The organism is Flavobacterium sp. 83 (genome assembly GCF_000744835.1).
Classification (GTDB): Bacteria; Bacteroidota; Bacteroidia; order Flavobacteriales; family Flavobacteriaceae; genus Flavobacterium.
Genome location: NZ_JQMS01000001.1, coordinates 2,294,901 through 2,311,752 on the forward strand (window position 1 = coordinate 2,294,901; position 16,852 = coordinate 2,311,752).

At 34.7% G+C, this 16,852-nt stretch carries 17 protein-coding genes and 1 tRNA gene; 14 read left to right on the top strand and 4 right to left on the bottom strand.

Annotation, left to right across the window (positions count from 1 at the left end; genetic code table 11):
* Positions 1-24: 24 nt before the first annotated feature.
* A complete protein-coding gene (locus T410_RS10140; protein ID WP_035674343.1) occupies positions 25-1,551 on the bottom strand; it encodes a hypothetical protein in 1,527 nt (508 codons plus the stop codon).
* 139 nt (positions 1,552-1,690) lie between these two features.
* Here T410_RS10140 and T410_RS10145 point away from each other — a divergent pair, with 139 nt between their 5' ends.
* The 6 genes from T410_RS10145 to T410_RS10170 all read left to right on the top strand — a co-directional run bounded on the left by T410_RS10145 (position 1,691) and on the right by T410_RS10170 (position 6,845).
* Positions 1,691-2,128: a PaaI family thioesterase gene (locus T410_RS10145; protein WP_035671258.1), complete on the top strand. Its 438-nt coding sequence runs from the start codon at positions 1,691-1,693 to the stop codon at positions 2,126-2,128.
* Entirely contained in the window at positions 2,128-3,237 is a 1,110-nt protein-coding gene (locus T410_RS10150) for a chorismate-binding protein (protein WP_035671260.1), read from the top strand. The genes T410_RS10145 and T410_RS10150 overlap by 1 nt, the downstream gene beginning before the upstream one ends.
* A gap of 14 nt (positions 3,238-3,251) precedes the next feature.
* A complete protein-coding gene (gene bshB1 / locus T410_RS10155) occupies positions 3,252-3,968 on the top strand; it encodes a bacillithiol biosynthesis deacetylase BshB1 (RefSeq protein ID WP_035671262.1) in 717 nt (238 codons plus the stop codon).
* A gap of 74 nt (positions 3,969-4,042) precedes the next feature.
* A tRNA-His gene (locus T410_RS10160) sits at positions 4,043-4,118 on the top strand.
* Between the two features lie 403 nt (positions 4,119-4,521).
* Entirely contained in the window at positions 4,522-5,715 is a 1,194-nt protein-coding gene (locus T410_RS10165) for a PAS domain-containing sensor histidine kinase (protein ID WP_035671265.1), read from the top strand.
* A 272-nt stretch (positions 5,716-5,987) separates the two neighbouring features.
* Entirely contained in the window at positions 5,988-6,845 is an 858-nt protein-coding gene (locus T410_RS10170; protein WP_035671268.1) for a sulfurtransferase, read from the top strand.
* Positions 6,846-7,020: 175 nt separating this feature from the next.
* On the opposite strand, the gene T410_RS10175 is transcribed toward T410_RS10170, so the two are convergent.
* From T410_RS10175 to T410_RS10185, 3 genes are all read right to left on the bottom strand, one after another.
* On the bottom strand, positions 7,021-8,034 hold the full coding sequence (locus T410_RS10175; RefSeq protein ID WP_035671271.1) for a M28 family peptidase: 1,014 nt from the start codon (positions 8,032-8,034) through the stop codon (positions 7,021-7,023).
* Between the two features lie 89 nt (positions 8,035-8,123).
* A complete protein-coding gene (locus T410_RS10180) occupies positions 8,124-8,897 on the bottom strand; it encodes a dienelactone hydrolase family protein (RefSeq protein WP_035671272.1) in 774 nt (257 codons plus the stop codon).
* A gap of 109 nt (positions 8,898-9,006) precedes the next feature.
* Entirely contained in the window at positions 9,007-9,459 is a 453-nt protein-coding gene (locus tag T410_RS10185; RefSeq protein WP_035671273.1) for an Lrp/AsnC family transcriptional regulator, read from the bottom strand.
* A gap of 232 nt (positions 9,460-9,691) precedes the next feature.
* On the opposite strand from T410_RS10185, the gene rocD reads away from it, so the two are divergent.
* The 8 genes from rocD (at position 9,692) to moeB (ending at position 16,843) form a co-directional block, all read left to right on the top strand.
* Complete coding sequence (gene rocD / locus T410_RS10190) at positions 9,692-10,975, top strand: ornithine--oxo-acid transaminase (RefSeq protein WP_035671275.1); 1,284 nt, start codon at positions 9,692-9,694, stop codon at positions 10,973-10,975.
* Entirely contained in the window at positions 10,962-11,948 is a 987-nt protein-coding gene (locus T410_RS10195; protein ID WP_238567364.1) for an arginase, read from the top strand. The genes rocD and T410_RS10195 overlap by 14 nt, the downstream gene beginning before the upstream one ends.
* 230 nt (positions 11,949-12,178) lie before the next feature.
* Positions 12,179-13,351: a gephyrin-like molybdotransferase Glp gene (gene glp, locus T410_RS10200; RefSeq protein ID WP_035671278.1), complete on the top strand. Its 1,173-nt coding sequence runs from the start codon at positions 12,179-12,181 to the stop codon at positions 13,349-13,351.
* Positions 13,352-13,361: 10 nt separating this feature from the next.
* On the top strand, positions 13,362-14,105 hold the full coding sequence (locus T410_RS10205) for a sulfite exporter TauE/SafE family protein (RefSeq protein WP_035671281.1): 744 nt from the start codon (positions 13,362-13,364) through the stop codon (positions 14,103-14,105).
* A 17-nt stretch (positions 14,106-14,122) separates the two neighbouring features.
* Positions 14,123-14,695: a molybdenum cofactor guanylyltransferase gene (locus T410_RS10210; protein ID WP_035671284.1), complete on the top strand. Its 573-nt coding sequence runs from the start codon at positions 14,123-14,125 to the stop codon at positions 14,693-14,695.
* Positions 14,692-15,489, top strand: a complete 798-nt coding sequence (cobA, locus tag T410_RS10215) for a uroporphyrinogen-III C-methyltransferase (RefSeq protein ID WP_035671287.1) — start codon at positions 14,692-14,694, stop codon at positions 15,487-15,489. The genes T410_RS10210 and cobA overlap by 4 nt, the downstream gene beginning before the upstream one ends.
* A complete protein-coding gene (locus T410_RS10220; RefSeq protein WP_035671292.1) occupies positions 15,486-15,722 on the top strand; it encodes a MoaD/ThiS family protein in 237 nt (78 codons plus the stop codon). The genes cobA and T410_RS10220 overlap by 4 nt, the downstream gene beginning before the upstream one ends.
* A 41-nt stretch (positions 15,723-15,763) precedes the next feature.
* Entirely contained in the window at positions 15,764-16,843 is a 1,080-nt protein-coding gene (gene moeB / locus T410_RS10225) for a HesA/MoeB/ThiF family protein (protein WP_035671295.1), read from the top strand.
* The last annotated feature ends 9 nt before the right edge of the window (positions 16,844-16,852 follow it).

The following is a 16,852-nucleotide window of genomic DNA, read 5'->3' on the forward strand; positions in this document are numbered from 1 at the left end:
GTGAAAAGGAAAGACTTTGAAAAATTATTTAGGGAACGGTTTGTTTTGATATGCTCCTAAATCAGGTGGTAGAGTTCGCATGTTGCCCATAATATCCAACGGAATCAGATATGCCGAATTCCCTTTTGCGACAGCGGCAGAAGTTGAGTCAATATTGAATTTGTTTAGGGAAACCTTCAGGAATTTAGGGTCTTTATTTAAAATAATTGCGTTGTAATGTGTCGCATCCGTTTCAAATTGATAGTCTGGATTGGTCGTGAATTGATTAGTGCTGTTGTCAAATTTTAAGAGGCAATTATTGAATTGGTATGCAAAAGCTGCGCTTGTTTTTTTATTTAAAATCATTTCATTGGAATAAGAACCGTAAATAATACAATTATTAAATGTTGCTTCGGTTAAATCTTTTACTTCCGGAACTGCACCTAAAATGTAATTGCTCAACAAAACCGCCACTTGTTCGGAACTATTCCAATTGTTATTGAACGTACAATGCGTAAAGTTGTAATTTCCGCCGTAAACACAAGCTAAACTCGCTTGTCCTGCATTATTGACGACCATATTTCCGCCATTAATTTTTGCGGTCTGCGCCAAAATACCATAGTTAGCTGAATTGTAGATTTGAGTATTTTTAATAGTTGTGGTCGTTCCGTCATTATTTTGAATCAGTAATCCGATAGTTCCATTTTTGATGGTGGCATGATTTAATTGATTATTGGTGCTGCCATTCGTAAGCCAAATTGCCCCCCATTGTCCCGGAACATCTGAATATTCAGGTTCTAATCGATCTCCTTCAAAAATGACTTCGTTCTCCAGTTTATCAGTCGTTGAAGCGGATCCATTTATGTGAATTGACGCATTGTTAGACACAATAAGACCGGAATTTGCATGAAAATGAACTCTTGCGCCTGCATCAAAAATTGCCGTTTTTCCAGAAGGAACTGCTGCATAACCATAAATGACATACGGTTTTGTGTTTTTAAAATGCAATTCATTACCATTTACAGCATCATTTTCATCAAGGTAAAAACCATCAATTTTTTCTTCGCCAATAGGAAGTGTTTCGGTAGTTCCATCTTCAAAACGTTTTGGATATAGAAAAACGGCATCCTGAATGAGTGTCACTAATTCTACTTTTTGTGAATTTTCACCACTATCAAATTGGATTTGGTCTGTGTATAAAAAGTCAGTTGGATTGGTATCAGCAATTGTAGCGGTGGTTTCTATGAAAATATATAAGCTGTCTTTAGCAAGAAGGTCAACATTGCTGAATATTTTTCCGTTGGTTCCTTGCATTCCGTCGACTGTCATTCTATATTTAGAACTCAATCCTTTTCCTAATTTTATGGTTGGAATGGTAATATCATTTTTACTGTGGTTGTACACTTTAAGTCGATAGGTACTGGAGCCGATGTTGGCAAAAACGGTGTCTAAGTAGATAGTATCTTTCGAAAAAGCCAAATCGCCTGTGCTGGCTACGCTCTCAAAATCAGAACGGCAGGCGCAAATAGAAAGCAATATTCCAATAAAAAGAAGTAGAGTTAAAGGACGCATTTCGTTAGTTTTTTTGTAAAAATAGGTAAAATCTAATTTGGATAAGAAACGATTTTTAATTTTCAATTTAGAATAACAATTGCATTTGCTATTTTGTAACTTATCTTTTATTTAATTTTACATTTTTAAAGCTAAAAAGATGACATTCGACAAAGAAAAAATCCTTCAATATTGTAATAAAATTTCAGAAAACACATTGATGCAAACTCTGAATATTAAATATACTGATGCTGGTGAAGATTATTTAGTAGCCACTATGCCTGTTAATCCATCAGTACATCAACCTATGGGATTATTACACGGAGGTGCTTCGGTAGCTTTGGCTGAAAGTGTGGGAAGTGCCGCTTCTTTTTTGTTTGTTAATACAGAACATAGTGAAGTGCGCGGAATAGAAATTTCTGCCAATCATGTGAAAGCAAAACGTGACGGAATGGTAACGGCAACAGCAAGAATAGTGCACAAAGGGAAGAGTATTCATCTATGGGAAATACGAATTACAGATGAAAAAGACAGTTTGATTTCACTTTGTAAATTGACGAATATGGTTTTGCCAAAAAGAAAAAGTGAAGACCAATAATGGACACGATTTTAGATAAAGCCAAAAATCAATTTTTACAAAACTTACCTTTTGTATTGTATTGTAAGCCTAATTCGGATACAGTTATAGGGCTTTTTCAGCAAAATGATAAATTGTATAATGCAAATGATTTTACAGAGAAAGGCTTTGTTTTTGCTTCTTTTGATGGTAATCAAACCTATTTAATTCCTGATAATCAGTCAGAGATTGTAACAGTTGTTTTGGAAAAAAATGAAGTGATTGTTTCTGAAAAGCAATTTAGTGGTTTTGATGAAGAAGCAAAAAAAAAATTTGAAGCATTAGTTTTCAAAGGAATTCAAGCCATTGAAAATAACGAATTCAAGAAAGTAGTTTTGTCTCGAAAGGAAACGGTTGATTTGTTTGAATTCGATTTAGGAGCAACTTTTGAGAATTTGGTGCAATTGTATCCTTCCACTTTTGTTTATTGCTTTTATCATCCAAAAATTGGAATTTGGCTTGGAGCAACTCCAGAGCAATTATTGAAAGCCAATGACAATGTATTTAAAACGATCGCTTTGGCGGGAACACAGAAAGACAATGGTTTAGTAGAGATTATTTGGGAAAATAAAGAAAAAGAAGAACAACAAATTGTTACAGATTATATAGTGACTAAACTTGAAAACGTAGCTTCGGAAGTTTTGGTTTCTAAACCGTATAGCATCAAAGCAGGAAGTATTTGGCATATTAGAACGGATATTTCGGGTGTTTTGAATTCCGATTTCAGTTTGAATCAAGTGATTGATTTGTTGCATCCAACACCAGCAGTTTGTGGTTTACCCAAAGAAAAATCGAAAGCTTTTATTTTGGAAAATGAAAATTACGGCAGGAGTTTTTACACTGGTTTTTTAGGAGAATTAAACAGCAGTTTTGCAAATGATACTGTAAGTTCTGATTTGTTTGTAAATTTACGCTGTATGCAAATTGAGGTTGCTACTGAAGTTACCGAAGCCAAAGCGCATTTATATATGGGTTGCGGCATCACTAAAGACAGTATTCCAGAAAAGGAGTGGGGTGAAAGCATCAATAAATCAATGACGATGAAAAAGGTATTGTTGATTAAAGATAAAAATAAAAAAATAACAAAATAGTAATAAAGAAGAATATGAAATTAGACATACTAGCTTTTGGTGCGCATCCAGATGATGTGGAATTAGGTTGTGCGGGAACTATTTTAAAAGAAATCTCATTAGGGAAAACAGTTGGAATTATTGATTTGACCCGTGGTGAATTAGGTACGAGAGGTTCGGCTGAAATTAGAGATCAAGAAGCGAGTGCTGCCGCAAGAATTCTAGGAGTTTCTGTACGTGAGAATCTGGAAATGCGCGATGGTTTTTTTGTAAATGATGAAAAACACCAATTGGAAATCATAAAAATGATACGCAAGTATCAACCAGAAATTGTATTGTGTAATGCCGTTGATGATCGACATATTGATCATGCTAAAGGAAGTAAATTAGTTTCGGACGCTTGTTTTTTATCAGGATTGAGAAAGATAGAAACCTCAGTTGATGGCAAAAATCAAGCTGCCTGGAGACCTAAACTAGTATATCATTATATACAGTGGAAAAATATAGAACCTGATTTTGTTGTTGATATTACCGGTTTTACTGATAAGAAAATTGACTCTATTTTGGCTTATCGTTCGCAATTTTATGACCCCAACTCGAATGAACCAGAATCTCCAATCACGAGTAAAAACTTTTTAGAAAGTCTGAATTATCGTTCTAGGGATTTAGGAAGGTTAGTGGGGGTTGAAGTTGGAGAAGGTTTTACAGTTGAAAGACATTTGGCAGTCAATAGTTTAGGAGATTTGATGTAAAATTGATGTAAATTTTTAAAAAAAATATTTGCAGAAGTAAACTTATGTTGTATATTTGCCACCGCTAAGCAAATGGTGGTTGTAGCTCAGTTGGTTAGAGCATCGGTTTGTGGTACCGAGGGTCGCGGGTTCGAGCCCCGTCTCCCACCCAGAAAGCAAAAGCTTCGAAGAAATTCGAGGCTTTTTTTGTGGGATAAACTTTCGTGAGATTTGCCTTGTTTTATTAATTGGCTTGAATATTGCTAAAGAGAAAGCTAATAGGATAAATTAGTGGAGATTAAAAAAGGCGTTTAGGATTTTATAAGCAAATTAATGTTTCTGAAAAATTAAATAAAATACTGCTGCGAATAGTTCTTTAGCAAACATAAAACAGTTAGTGTAAACATAAATTGGAGAATTAATACAGGAATAGAGTGTGTAGTAGAGGGAGATTCATTTTCGGTGAATATTTTTCAATATGCAGTCATCCTTTTGTATATCTTTGAGTGCATTCATACCTGATTTTCAAATACTATTTTGTACTCAAAATTTTAAATATCATTTAATTCATCAAATGGAAGACGAACAAATTAATTCAAAAATTCTTAAAAAAAAATACATCCCAACTGCTGAATTTTATAGCCAGATTATAGATAGTTTACAAGATTACTCCATTTTTACTCTTGATAATGAATTTATAATTAATAGTTGGAGTTCAGGAGCAGCAAAAATTTTTGGATGGGATACAGATGAAATTTTAGGAAAACATTTTGATATAATTTTTACCGAAGAAGATATAAAGAATGGTATTCCTAAAAATGAAATTGAAGCTGCATTAAAAGAAGGACGCGCAACTGATAACCGATGGCATATTTGTAAGGATAAAAATGTATTTTATGCTTATGGCTTAGTTTTCCCGCTAACTGGAATAGATGGAGAATTGTTAGGGTATGTTAAAATTCTTCGTGACTTAACAGAAAGAAAAAAATCTGAAGATGCGATAAAAAATTATGTAAAAGAATTGGAAGATTTAAACACTCATAAAGAAAGTGTTCTTGCAATACTTTCCCACGATTTGAGAACTCCTTTATCAAGCATAATTGCAACTACTGGATATTTGAAAGCGAATTTTGAAAGAATGGATCCAAGTACAGTTAGAGAAATGCTGGAACTCCTTCATAAAGCATCAATAGATGAGTTAAATATGCTGGACTACTTAGTAGAATGGGCAAGAATAAAATATGCAGCAGAGGTTTTTTCTCCAAGGAAAATTGAACTTATTCAGTATGTAAAAAAAGTTTTTGAGACTTTAAATGATACAGCTTCTTTAAATACGATAAATCTTCATTGTGAAGTTGACGAGAATACTGCTGTTTTTGCAGATGGAAAGATGTTGTTGTCTGTAATTCAAAATATAGTTTCAAATGCGATTAAACATTCACTTCCAGGTGGTAAAATTACGGTTTCAGCAAAAACTGCAGATGATAAAATAATAGTGCAGGTAAAAGATTCTGGTATTGGTATGTCAAAAGAAATTCAGGAAAAACTTTTTATGCCGCAGATGAATATTCTTTCTAAAGCTAGGATTGAAAATAAAGGAGCAGGAATTGGTTTATTATTAGTTAAAGGGTTTTTAGAAAAAAATGGTGGTGAAATTTGGGTAGAAAGTGTGGAAGGTTTAGGTTCGTCTTTCTATTTTACGTTGCCAATTGACAAACCAATCAAAATAGATAGCAGTGATCAGATCGTGTTTGATGAGAATGCTTAAATAAAGATTCAAAATTAAAATGATCATGAATGTCAACTGATAAACTAAAAGAGTAATATTTTTAAAGTCCACATAAGTGGGCTTTTTTTATGGAGTAAATCTTGTAAGAGCAATCTATCTTGATTGTTTTGGACTTAATTTCTATTTTGGGGATTGTAAATAATAGTATAAATTAGCAGTACGTATAAGTTGTTTTTTAGTTTGTGCCTGATATAAACTTAGTAGTATATGAGTAGAAAAAATAATTATACTAATTGTAAAATTTTAAAAATATGCCTCAAAACATTTCACCAATCATAAAACCTGATGAACTAATTGCACTGAAACAGGAAAGTGATTTAGTAATCATTGATGCCAGTAATGGAAATGGTGCTAAAGAAAATTATGTTACTAAACATTTAGAAGGCGCATTGTATGTTGATTTAAACACGCAATTAGCCAATATAAAAGCAGATGTATCGATAGGAGGTAGGCATCCTTTGCCTACGGTTGAACAATTTTCTGAAACTTTAACGAGTCTTGGCATAACTCCTGCAAGTCATGTAGTGGTTTATGATGATAAAAATGGTTCTAACGCTGCAGCTCGGTTTTGGTGGATGCTAAAATCTATTGGTCATAAGAAGGTTCAGGTGCTCGATGGCGGATATCAAGCGGCTATTAAAGCTGGATTTCCCACAAGTTCAAAAATAGAAATCCCATTGAAAAAGGAACCGTATAAAATTGAAAATTGGTTATTACCGTTAGCTGATATTCACGAAGTTGATCAAGTAGCACTAGATACTGATTTTCTGGTTGTAGATGTACGCGATGAAGAACGATACAATGGAGAAAAAGAACCTATCGATTTAGTCGCAGGACATATTCCGGGTGCCATAAATATTCCTTTTACCACTAATTTAGATGCCAATGGGTTTTTCTTATCGCCGGAGGAATTGAAGAATAATTATTTAAAAGAATTTGGAGATAGGGCAGCTGAAAATGTCATCGTGCATTGCGGTTCCGGTGTAACAGCCTGCCATACACTTTTGTCAATTGCTTATGCAGGTCTTGAAATTCCAAAATTGTATGTTGGTTCCTGGAGTGAGTGGTCCAGAAATAATAGGCTTATAGCGACTTCGAAGAAAGAATAGCAGTTTGTTTTTATATAAACGAATAAGAGCTTTGAATTCCTTCAAAGCTCTTATTGTATTGGGTGTGCACAAGGGATAGCAGTGGAAATCCTTTTTTGTGATTTTTCATCACAAAAAAGATTGCAACGGATAGCCCGACCCGCTTTTTTCGGCGGGATGTGCCCTAATGCTAAAACTATTTTTTATCGACTACAGGGCGATTTTCTCTGTTTGCCAATTCCCAAGCGATTACAAAAGCAAGCTGGGTTCTTTTGGCCAAAGCATCAAATTCAATTTTGTCAACTTCATCTGTTTTTTGATGGTAATCCGCATGTACGCCATTGAAAAGGAATACAGCCGGAATTCCATGTTTGGCAAAATTATAATGGTCAGAACGCTCATAAAAATGGTTTGGATCTTTAGGGTCGTTGAATTTATAATCTAAATCCATTTTGATATACTTGGCGTTTGCAATGGTGCAAATGTTATCTAAATCAGTTGATAAACGATCTGCGCCTATTAGATATACATAATTGTTTGTATTTGCATGTGCCTCGTCACGACGGCCAATCATGTCAATGTTGATGTCGGTAATTGTGTTTGCGACAGGAAATAAAGGGTTTTCTGAGTAATATCGGGAACCATGTAATCCATGTTCTTCACCTGTTGCGTGGAAAAACATAATAGAACGTTTTGGACCATGACCTTCTTTTTTGGCTGTTTCGAATGCTTGCGCAATTTCCAGTAAAGCTACTGTTCCGGAACCATCATCATCGGCACCATTGTAGACTTCACCATCTTTAATGCCTACGTGGTCATAGTGAGCTGAAATAACCAGAACTTCTTCTGGTTTCTCGGAACCTTCGATGAATGCCCAGATATTCTCTGAATCGCTTAATTTTTCTCCGTATTTTTTGTTCATGAATTCTGCAGGAACTTTTTGATAATATGACGTAGCTCCTTTAGGGAAAGGAATGCTGTTTTTCTTGTATTGATTGATAAGATAAACACCTGCTTTTTTCTGACCTGAAGAGCCTGTTTCGCGTCCTTCCATAGAATCTGCAGCGACGACGTAAAGGTGTTTTTTTAAATCACTGGCCGTGATGGTATTCATGTATTTTGTAGGTTCGACCGCAGTTACACTCTTTTTTTGAGTCGTGCAACTTATGTTTAAAACGAACAGTAAACTTAATATGGTTATTTTTTTCATGTTATTTAATGTAAATTAATTGGAGCTCGCTTATAAACTATTAAGAATTATTTTACTTTCTAAAAACGTTTTTTATAATCGAGTCTGAATTATTTTTTCAAAACTTCATTAAGGAAAATTTTGAAATGTTCAAAAGAGCGTTTGTCCGCTTTTTCATTGTAGGCAGCTCCTTTTGAATTGTCGTTTCCTGCATCAGGATCTGTGAAAGAATGAACGGCATTAGCATAATAAATCATCTGCCAATCGGCTTTTGTGTCTCTCATTTCTTGTTGGAAAGCGGTGATTTCTTCTTTGGATTCATAAGGATCATCCGCACCGTGGCAAACTAAAATTTTAGCAGTTATAGGTTCAGTAGGACGAGAAGCATCTCTTCCTAATCCCCCATGAAAAGAAACTACCCCTTTTACATTTAGGTGTGCACGAGCAGCTTCAAGCGCTCCCGTTCCTCCAAAACAATATCCCATTATCACAATATTATTAGGATTTGCACCGGATTTAATCAATTGCTCTAATGCTAATGAAATTCGTTTTTGGTATTCCTTGTAGTTTGTTTTGTAAAATCCAGCTTTTTGGCCTGCTTCTGCATTGTCTTTTGGATAATTTCCAGCGCCATAAATATCTGCTACAAAGGCATAATATCCAATTTTAGCCAAAGTTTCGGCTGTAGTTTTTGCATGTTTATCAATTCCTTTCCAAGCGGGAAGAATTAGAATTCCCGGTTTTTGAGGGCTTTTTTTCATTGGCTGGATTTGAAAGCCATTTAAAACCTGAGTGGCATCGCTATATTTTACTGGCTTCAGCTGTGCAAAAGAACTATTAGAATAGAGAAGTATTCCTAAAAGGAATAAGGTTATATTTTTCATAATGGTTTATTTTTTACACAAATATCTAAAATAAATTGTGATTTTTCTGCAAAAAACAAGCTCTTTTTGATTTTTTTATAACAAGAATCGCTAAAAGTGATTTGGTGAGTTATAGTGTTATATTTCTCTTGAAAGCACAGCCCAATTCTATAATGGAATCTGTTTTTGAAATTCCCGGGATATTATCAATTTTCTCATAAAGGATTTTTCTCATGTGTTCATGATTCTGAGCTACTATTTTGATGTAGAGCGTAAAAGAACCAGTAACGTAATAACATTCTGTGATTTCAGGAATGTTCTTTAGTTCCTCAATAATTCTGTTTGAATCTTGGTCTTTATTTAACGTTATGCCAGTAAAAGAAGCCCAGTCGTACCCAATTTTTTTTTCGTTTATAATAGGTTTTATTCCGACCAGAATTCCTTGTTCTGTCAATCGATTTACGCGCTGATGAACCATTGTATTGGATATTTTCAGCGTAGTGGCAATAGCAGAAAATGCCATGCGACCATCTTTTTCTAACTCTTTAATGATGTTGATATCGAATTCATCTAATGCATCCATGGAATTTATTTTAAATTGAAAAGGTATTTTCTATTATTTATAAAAGTAACGATTATTTTTTCATCTGACTGAAATGGAAAACCAGTTGGCTTTGTTTTATAATGACTTATTTTCGTACAAATAAAAGTGATTATTTGTTTTAAATCATTAAATTAAGTCAAAATTAGTATTTTTTGCTGTAAAATAAAAAATATTATATATTTTTGTTTAAAATATTAATACATAACAAGTCATGGAACAATCACATCAAGCACTTTCTTCAAAATCTGAAGCATTTATAGAAAAAGAAAATAAGTATGGCGCACACAATTACCATCCTTTACCCGTAGTTTTAGAAAAAGGAGAAGGCGTATATGTTTGGGACGTAGACGGAAAAAAATATTATGATTTCTTGTCGGCTTATTCAGCGGTAAACCAAGGGCATTGTCATCCAAAAATTGTTGGAGCAATGGTAAAACAAGCACAAACATTGACGTTGACTTCCCGTGCTTTTTACAACGATCAATTAGGACCTTATGAAGATTTTGTAACTAAATATTTTGATTTTGATAAGGTTTTACCAATGAATACAGGTGCCGAAGCTGTTGAAACTGCTTTGAAAATTTGTAGAAAATGGGCTTATGAAGTAAAAGGAATTCCTGAAAATCAAGCGCAAATAATTGTTTGTGAAAATAACTTTCACGGAAGAACAACTACAATTATTTCATTTTCGAATGATGAAAACGCACGTAAAAGTTTTGGTCCTTTTACAGCTGGATTTATAAAAATACCTTATGATGATATTGAAGCCTTGGAAACTGCTTTAAAATCAACTAAAAATATTGCTGGTTTCTTAGTGGAGCCAATTCAGGGAGAAGCCGGAGTTTATGTTCCTGCCGACGGTTATTTGGCAAAAGCCAAAGCACTTTGCGAAGAACACAATGCTTTGTTTATTGCAGATGAGGTGCAAACAGGAATTGCGCGTACCGGAAGATTATTGGCAACCTGTGGAGAATGTTCTTGTAAAAAAGGATGTGAAAACAAGCCCGAAGTAAAACCAGATATTTTAATTTTAGGGAAGGCTATTTCAGGAGGTGTTTATCCGGTTTCGGCAGTTTTAGCAAATGATTCGGTTATGAATGTAATTAAGCCAGGTCAACACGGTTCTACTTTTGGAGGAAATCCTGTGGCGGCAGCTGTAGCTATTGCGGCACTTGAGGTGGTTCGTGATGAAAATTTAGCACAAAATGCGGCTTATTTAGGTGTTATTTTGAGAACGGGCCTTACCGAAATCGCTTCTAGAAACCCTTTGATAACATTGGTACGTGGTAAAGGATTGCTTAATGCAATTGTTATTAATTGTGATGAGGATTCAGATTTAGCTTGGGATATTTGTATGAAATTCAGTGAATATGGTTTGTTAGCAAAACCTACGCATGGAAATAAAATACGTTTGGCACCACCATTAGTGATTACTGAGACTCAAATTCATGAGTGTTTAGGAATTATCGAAAGAGCATTAAATGATTTCAGATAATTTAATTATCATGGAAAAAGCAATAAAATTAATCAAAAATAGGTCTGATATTGGTGCTGGAACGCGAGGTTCAGATTTAGGGATTGATGCTATTGAAATAGCCGCTATTAATCAAAACAGCGATTATTTTAATCAATTTGAGTTTGAAGATGTAAAAACACATAACGAATCTATTTATGATAAAAATAGAAGCACTTCAGCCAAAAGAATCGAGCATGTTGTAGAGCAGTGTACCAGAGTTTGTCACGCGGTGAAGAAAAATTTGGAACGAAATTATTTCCCAATCGTTTTATCAGGAGATCATTCCTCAGCATTAGGAACCATAAGCGGTATAAAAGCAGCTTATCCGGAACAGACTTTAGGAGTTGTTTGGATTGATGCTCATGCTGATTTGCATTCTCCTTACACTTCGCCTTCGGGAAATATTCATGGGATGCCATTATCAGCGGCACTTGCAGATGACAATTTAAGTTGTCAGAATAATAAAGTGCCACTTGAAACGCAACAGCATTGGGAGGATATGAAAAATATAGGTTGTAATGGTGCTAAAGTCCTAGCTGAAAACATTATTTATTTTGGTGTACGCGATACTGAAGAAGCCGAAGATAGGCAGATTGAGAAATTGCATATTCGGAATTATAAGGTTCATGAAGTGCGTTATAGAGGGCTTCAAACCTGTGTGGCTGAAGCGTTGACTAAACTGTCTCATTGTGATATGATTTATGTCTCTTTTGATGTGGATTCGATGGATTGTGACATGATTTCTTACGGGACAGGAACTCCGGTTTCTAAAGGATTTGATCAATATGAAGTAATTCGAATTATTAATCAGATTATCGAAAGTAAAAAAGTAGTTTGCTTTGAAGTTGTGGAAGTAAACCCACTTTTAGACACTAAAGGGAATAAGATGGCAGAAACTGCTTTTGAAGTTTTGGAGGCTGTTACTTCAACACTTGTTTTACCTATTGAATAGCATTGAAATATAGAATACGTATATAAAATCCCAAAATCTATCTTGATTTTGGGATTTATTTTTTACGGATTTTACAGATTTGGTATTGCTTTGTTCGTTTTTTAATAAATAAAACGCTTTAAATCGTGCTATATTCATTTTGCATGTAATTATAGTTAATTGTTGGTTCGATTTCACAAATTTACGTATATTTGCAATAAGTATTTTTACTTAGTTTTATTCGAATTTGTATGATACAAGTAGACCAAGCCTTATCGATTATTGCAGAAAATAGTTGCAAGATGCCTATTAGGAAAATTAAAGTGGCTAAATCACTTGGTTTTATTTTGGCCGAAGCCATTTATTCTCCAATGGATATGCCGCCTTTCCGTCAATCAGCGATGGATGGATATGCGTTTGCATTTAGTGAATTGCAACAGTTTAATGTGGTAAGTACTTCACAAGCCGGTGATTTTTCGAATAAAAAAATAAAAAAAGAAGAGGCAATCCGAATATTCACAGGTGCTTATGTTCCGGATAATTTGGATACGGTTGTGATGCAGGAGCATACTACGGTTGCAAATCAAACGCTTGAAATTGTAAAAATGCCGCAACAGTTTGCTAATGTTAGGAACAAAGGCGAGCAAATAAAAGAAAACGAACTTGTACTTGAAAAAAATACAGTGATTACTCCCGCAGCTGTAGGTTTTTTAGCCTGTTTAGGAATCACTGAAATCACTGTTTATGCGAAACCAAAAGTAGCAATTGTGGTTACTGGAAACGAATTGGTAAAAGTGGGCAAAAAATTACCTGAAGGAAAGATTTATGAAAGTAACTCGATTATGCTGCAAGCTGCTTTGCAGGGAATCGGGATTAAAAAAATAGAAACATTCCGGGTAAAGGATAATTTGAAAGCGACAAAAAGAATTTTGAAAAGTTGTCTTGCTGCTTTTGATGTAGTGCTTGTTTCGGGCGGAATTTCGGTTGGAGATTATGATTTTGTCAAAGAAGCACTTTTGTCCAATGGAGTTGAAGAGTTGTTTTATAAAATTAATCAAAAGCCTGGAAAACCATTATTTTTTGGAAAAAAAGACAAAACGATAGTTTTTGCCTTGCCTGGAAATCCAGCTTCGACATTGACCAGTTTTTATATTTATGTTCATCCGGCACTAAAAATAAATATGGGTTTTGAAGCGGTTCATTTGCCAAAAATCAAACGAAAAATAACCACCCAATTTGAAAATACAACTGGGAAAACATTGTTCTTGAAAGCGTTTTTTGATGATGAAAAAGTGACGGTTTTAGAGAGTCAAAGTTCCGCCATGCTGAATACTTTTGCAACAGCAGATGCTTTAATTTGTTTGCCCTATGATGCCGTAAATATTGAAAAAGATCAGGAAGTACTGGTTATACCACTTAATTAATAGCGTAAAGATGTCAATAGTAAATAATGATTTTTTGATTGTATTCGGCGTATTATTAGCGGTGGTTGCGTTCTTGTATTCTAGTGTGGGACATGGCGGTGCTTCGGGATATTTGGCATTGATGGCGATTTTTGCATTCCCAGTTTCGGTGATGAAACCTTCTGCTTTATTGCTTAATTTGTTTGTTTCCGGAATTTCTTTTTTCTTTTATTATAAAAAAGATTTCTTCAAGCCCAGACTGTTTTATCCTTTTGCGATAACTTCGGTACCGGCTGCTTTTATTGGAGGGATGATTCCATTAGAAAATAGTTTTTATAAGATAATGTTAGGAATTGTATTGATTCTGGCAGCGTTGCGATTGTTTGGTTTTTTTAATTCAAAAGAAAAAGAAAGTACCAAAATAAATATTCCGCTAGCTATGGGAATAGGTTTCGGAATAGGGATGTTATCCGGAATGTTAGGTATTGGCGGAGGCGTTATTTTGAGTCCAATTATTTTATTACTGGGTTGGGCAACGTTAAAAGAAACAGCAGCTATTTCCAGTTTATTTATTCTGGTGAACTCTATTGCAGGACTTTCAGGTTATTTTATGGGTGACAAATCGTTTCCAACAGAAAGTTTTTATTTAGTTCCAATAGCAGTTTTCGGAGGGATATTAGGAGCTTATTACGGGAGCGGATATTTTTCCAATAAAGTGTTGAAATATGTATTGGCAACGGTAATATTATTAGCGAGCGTGAAGTTGATTGTTTAGTCAATATATTAGAAAATATGAAAATATCGATTCTTTGTGGAGGAAAAAGCAGCCGAATGCAATCGGAGAAAGGCTTGGTGTTGTACCAAAATAAACCTTTTATCGAGCACATTATTGAAGCGGTTTTGCCAATTTCGGAAAACATTCAGTTGATTACCAATACAAACGATTATGATTATTTAGCATACAAGAAAATAAAAGATATAATAGTAGATAAAGGACCTTTGGGCGGAATATACACCGCGCTGGTTCATTCGGAAACAGAGATGAATTTGATATTGAGTTGCGACATTCCATTAATTTCTACCGAAATACTCATGGAATTGATTGAAAATCATGGTATCAATTTTGATGTTTCTGTTTTTGAAGATACGAATCGGATTCATCCTTTAATAGGAATATATTCGAAAAGAATACTACCTATTTTAAAAGAGGCAATTGATGGCAATGAATTGAAAATGATGCGCTTCATTTCAACAGTAAACCATCAATTGATTCCGATTCCGAATGCCAAAAGAGATTTTTTTAAAAATATAAATTCTGTTACCGAGTTGAACGAATTGAATACCAATTTATCCCAGTTAAAATGAAAAATTCAAATACACCAAAATTGACAATCGTTGGGGCAGGTCCCGGAGATGTAGAGTTGATTACTTTAAAAGCTATCAAAGCGCTGGAAAGTGCCGATGTAGTTTTGTATGATGCGCTTGTAAATGAAGAGTTGTTGCAATATGCGTCGAATGCAGAAATCATTTTTGTGGGCAAGCGTTTTGGTTGTCACGCCTACAGTCAGGATCAAATTAATGAATTGATTGTATCGATGGCAAAACGTTTTGGTCATGTTGTTCGATTGAAAGGTGGTGATCCATTTGTTTTTGGAAGAGGGAGCGAAGAAATAGAATTCGCCGAAAAATTTGATTTGGAAACCGCTATTGTTCCCGGAATTTCATCGGCTTTAGGTGTTCCAGCATCTAATGGAATTAGTTTAACACAAAGAAGAGTTGCCGAAAGTTTCTGGGTCATTACCGGAACTACTTCGGATCATAAATTGTCTAAAGATGTGGCTTTGGCATCACAATCCTCAGCAACGGTCGTTATTTTGATGGGAATGAATAAATTGGACGAAATTATTTCGATTTATAAAAACAACAGAACCGATGATTTGCCTGTTGCCATTATTCAAAATGGAACAAAAGACACCCAGAAAAAAGTGATTGGAACCATAAGTTCAATCACGAAATTAGTCGAAGAGCACCAACTTTCGTCTCCTGCAATTATTGTGATTGGTGAGGTGGTGCGAAATGCTTCAAAATTAACGACTTATTTTCAAGAGGAATTATCAGAAGATGAGTTCATTTTTCAAAACTTAAATTTAACGGCATGATTGCAGTGAAATATTTTGGCGCCATAGCCGAAAAAACCAAAAGTCAAGGAGAAGAAATTTCTTTTTCTGATTTACCTTTACATCAATTATTAGCATCATTAGAGCAAAAGTACCAATTGAGTCAACTTTCTTTTAGTGTTGCAATTAACCAAAAAATAGTACAGGATACAGCAAATTATATTCTGAAAAGCAATGATATTGTTGCTTTATTACCACCATTTGCAGGAGGTTAGAACCCCTAACCCCTAAAGGGGAATTATAATAGACTAAATTTATGGAAACAGCACGATACAACCGACAAATTATACTTCCTGAAGTAGGTATTAATGGGCAACAAAAACTGCAACAAGCCAAAGTCTTGATTATTGGTGCCGGCGGATTGGGTGCGGCTGTTTTACCTTATTTGGCTGCAGCCGGAATAGGGGAAATTGGGATTATTGACGATGATAGAATCGAAGTGACCAATTTGCAACGCCAAGTGATTTACAAAAGCAGTTCGGTGGGAAAAAGTAAAGCTCTTGAGGCGGCAGCAATGGCTTTGGGACTCAATCCTTCGATAAAAATAAATGCAATCACTGAAAAATTAGACTCGAAAAACGCAATTTCATTATTCGAACACTATGATATTATGGTTGATGCCACGGATAATCTAACTACTAAATATTTGATTAACGATGCGTGTTGCGCAACCAACAAACCGTTTGTTTACGGTTCTATTTATAAATTTGAAGGGCAGGTTTCGGTTTTTAATTATGAAAACGGACCAACATACCGCTGTTTGTTTCCAGAGGAAAATAACGAAGTGAGAAACTGTAATGATGCAGGTGTTATGGGAATATCGGTGGGAATAATCGGTATGTTTCAGGCAAATGAAGTATTGAAAATGGTTTTGGGAATAGGGGAGTTGTTGTCTGGAAAATTATTGGTTTATAATATGTTGAATAACGAACAACAGAAATTTGAGTTTTCAAGAACAGACACAAATACGATCGATAGAGTAGCTTTCGAAAATAAATATAGCTCAGTAGAAACTGCAACAATTGAAATTAGTGCTGCTCTTGCATTGGAACAAATAAATAATAAAAATGTTGTTTTTCTTGATGTTCGAAATTCAGAGGAGTATCCAAAAATAACAATCCAAAACGGGATTCAAATTCCGTTGGATCGTTTAGAATCTGCATTAAATCAGTTGAATAGTAATGCGGAAATATTTGTTTTTTGTCAATCCGGAATTAGAAGTAAAAAGGCAGTGGAGATTCTTAGAAATAATAATTTTAAGACTGCCAAAAGTATTACCGGTGGCGCTAAAGCATTGGATGTAGTGCTGCATAAGGTAACGGTTTCTGTTTCCTAAAATATAAAA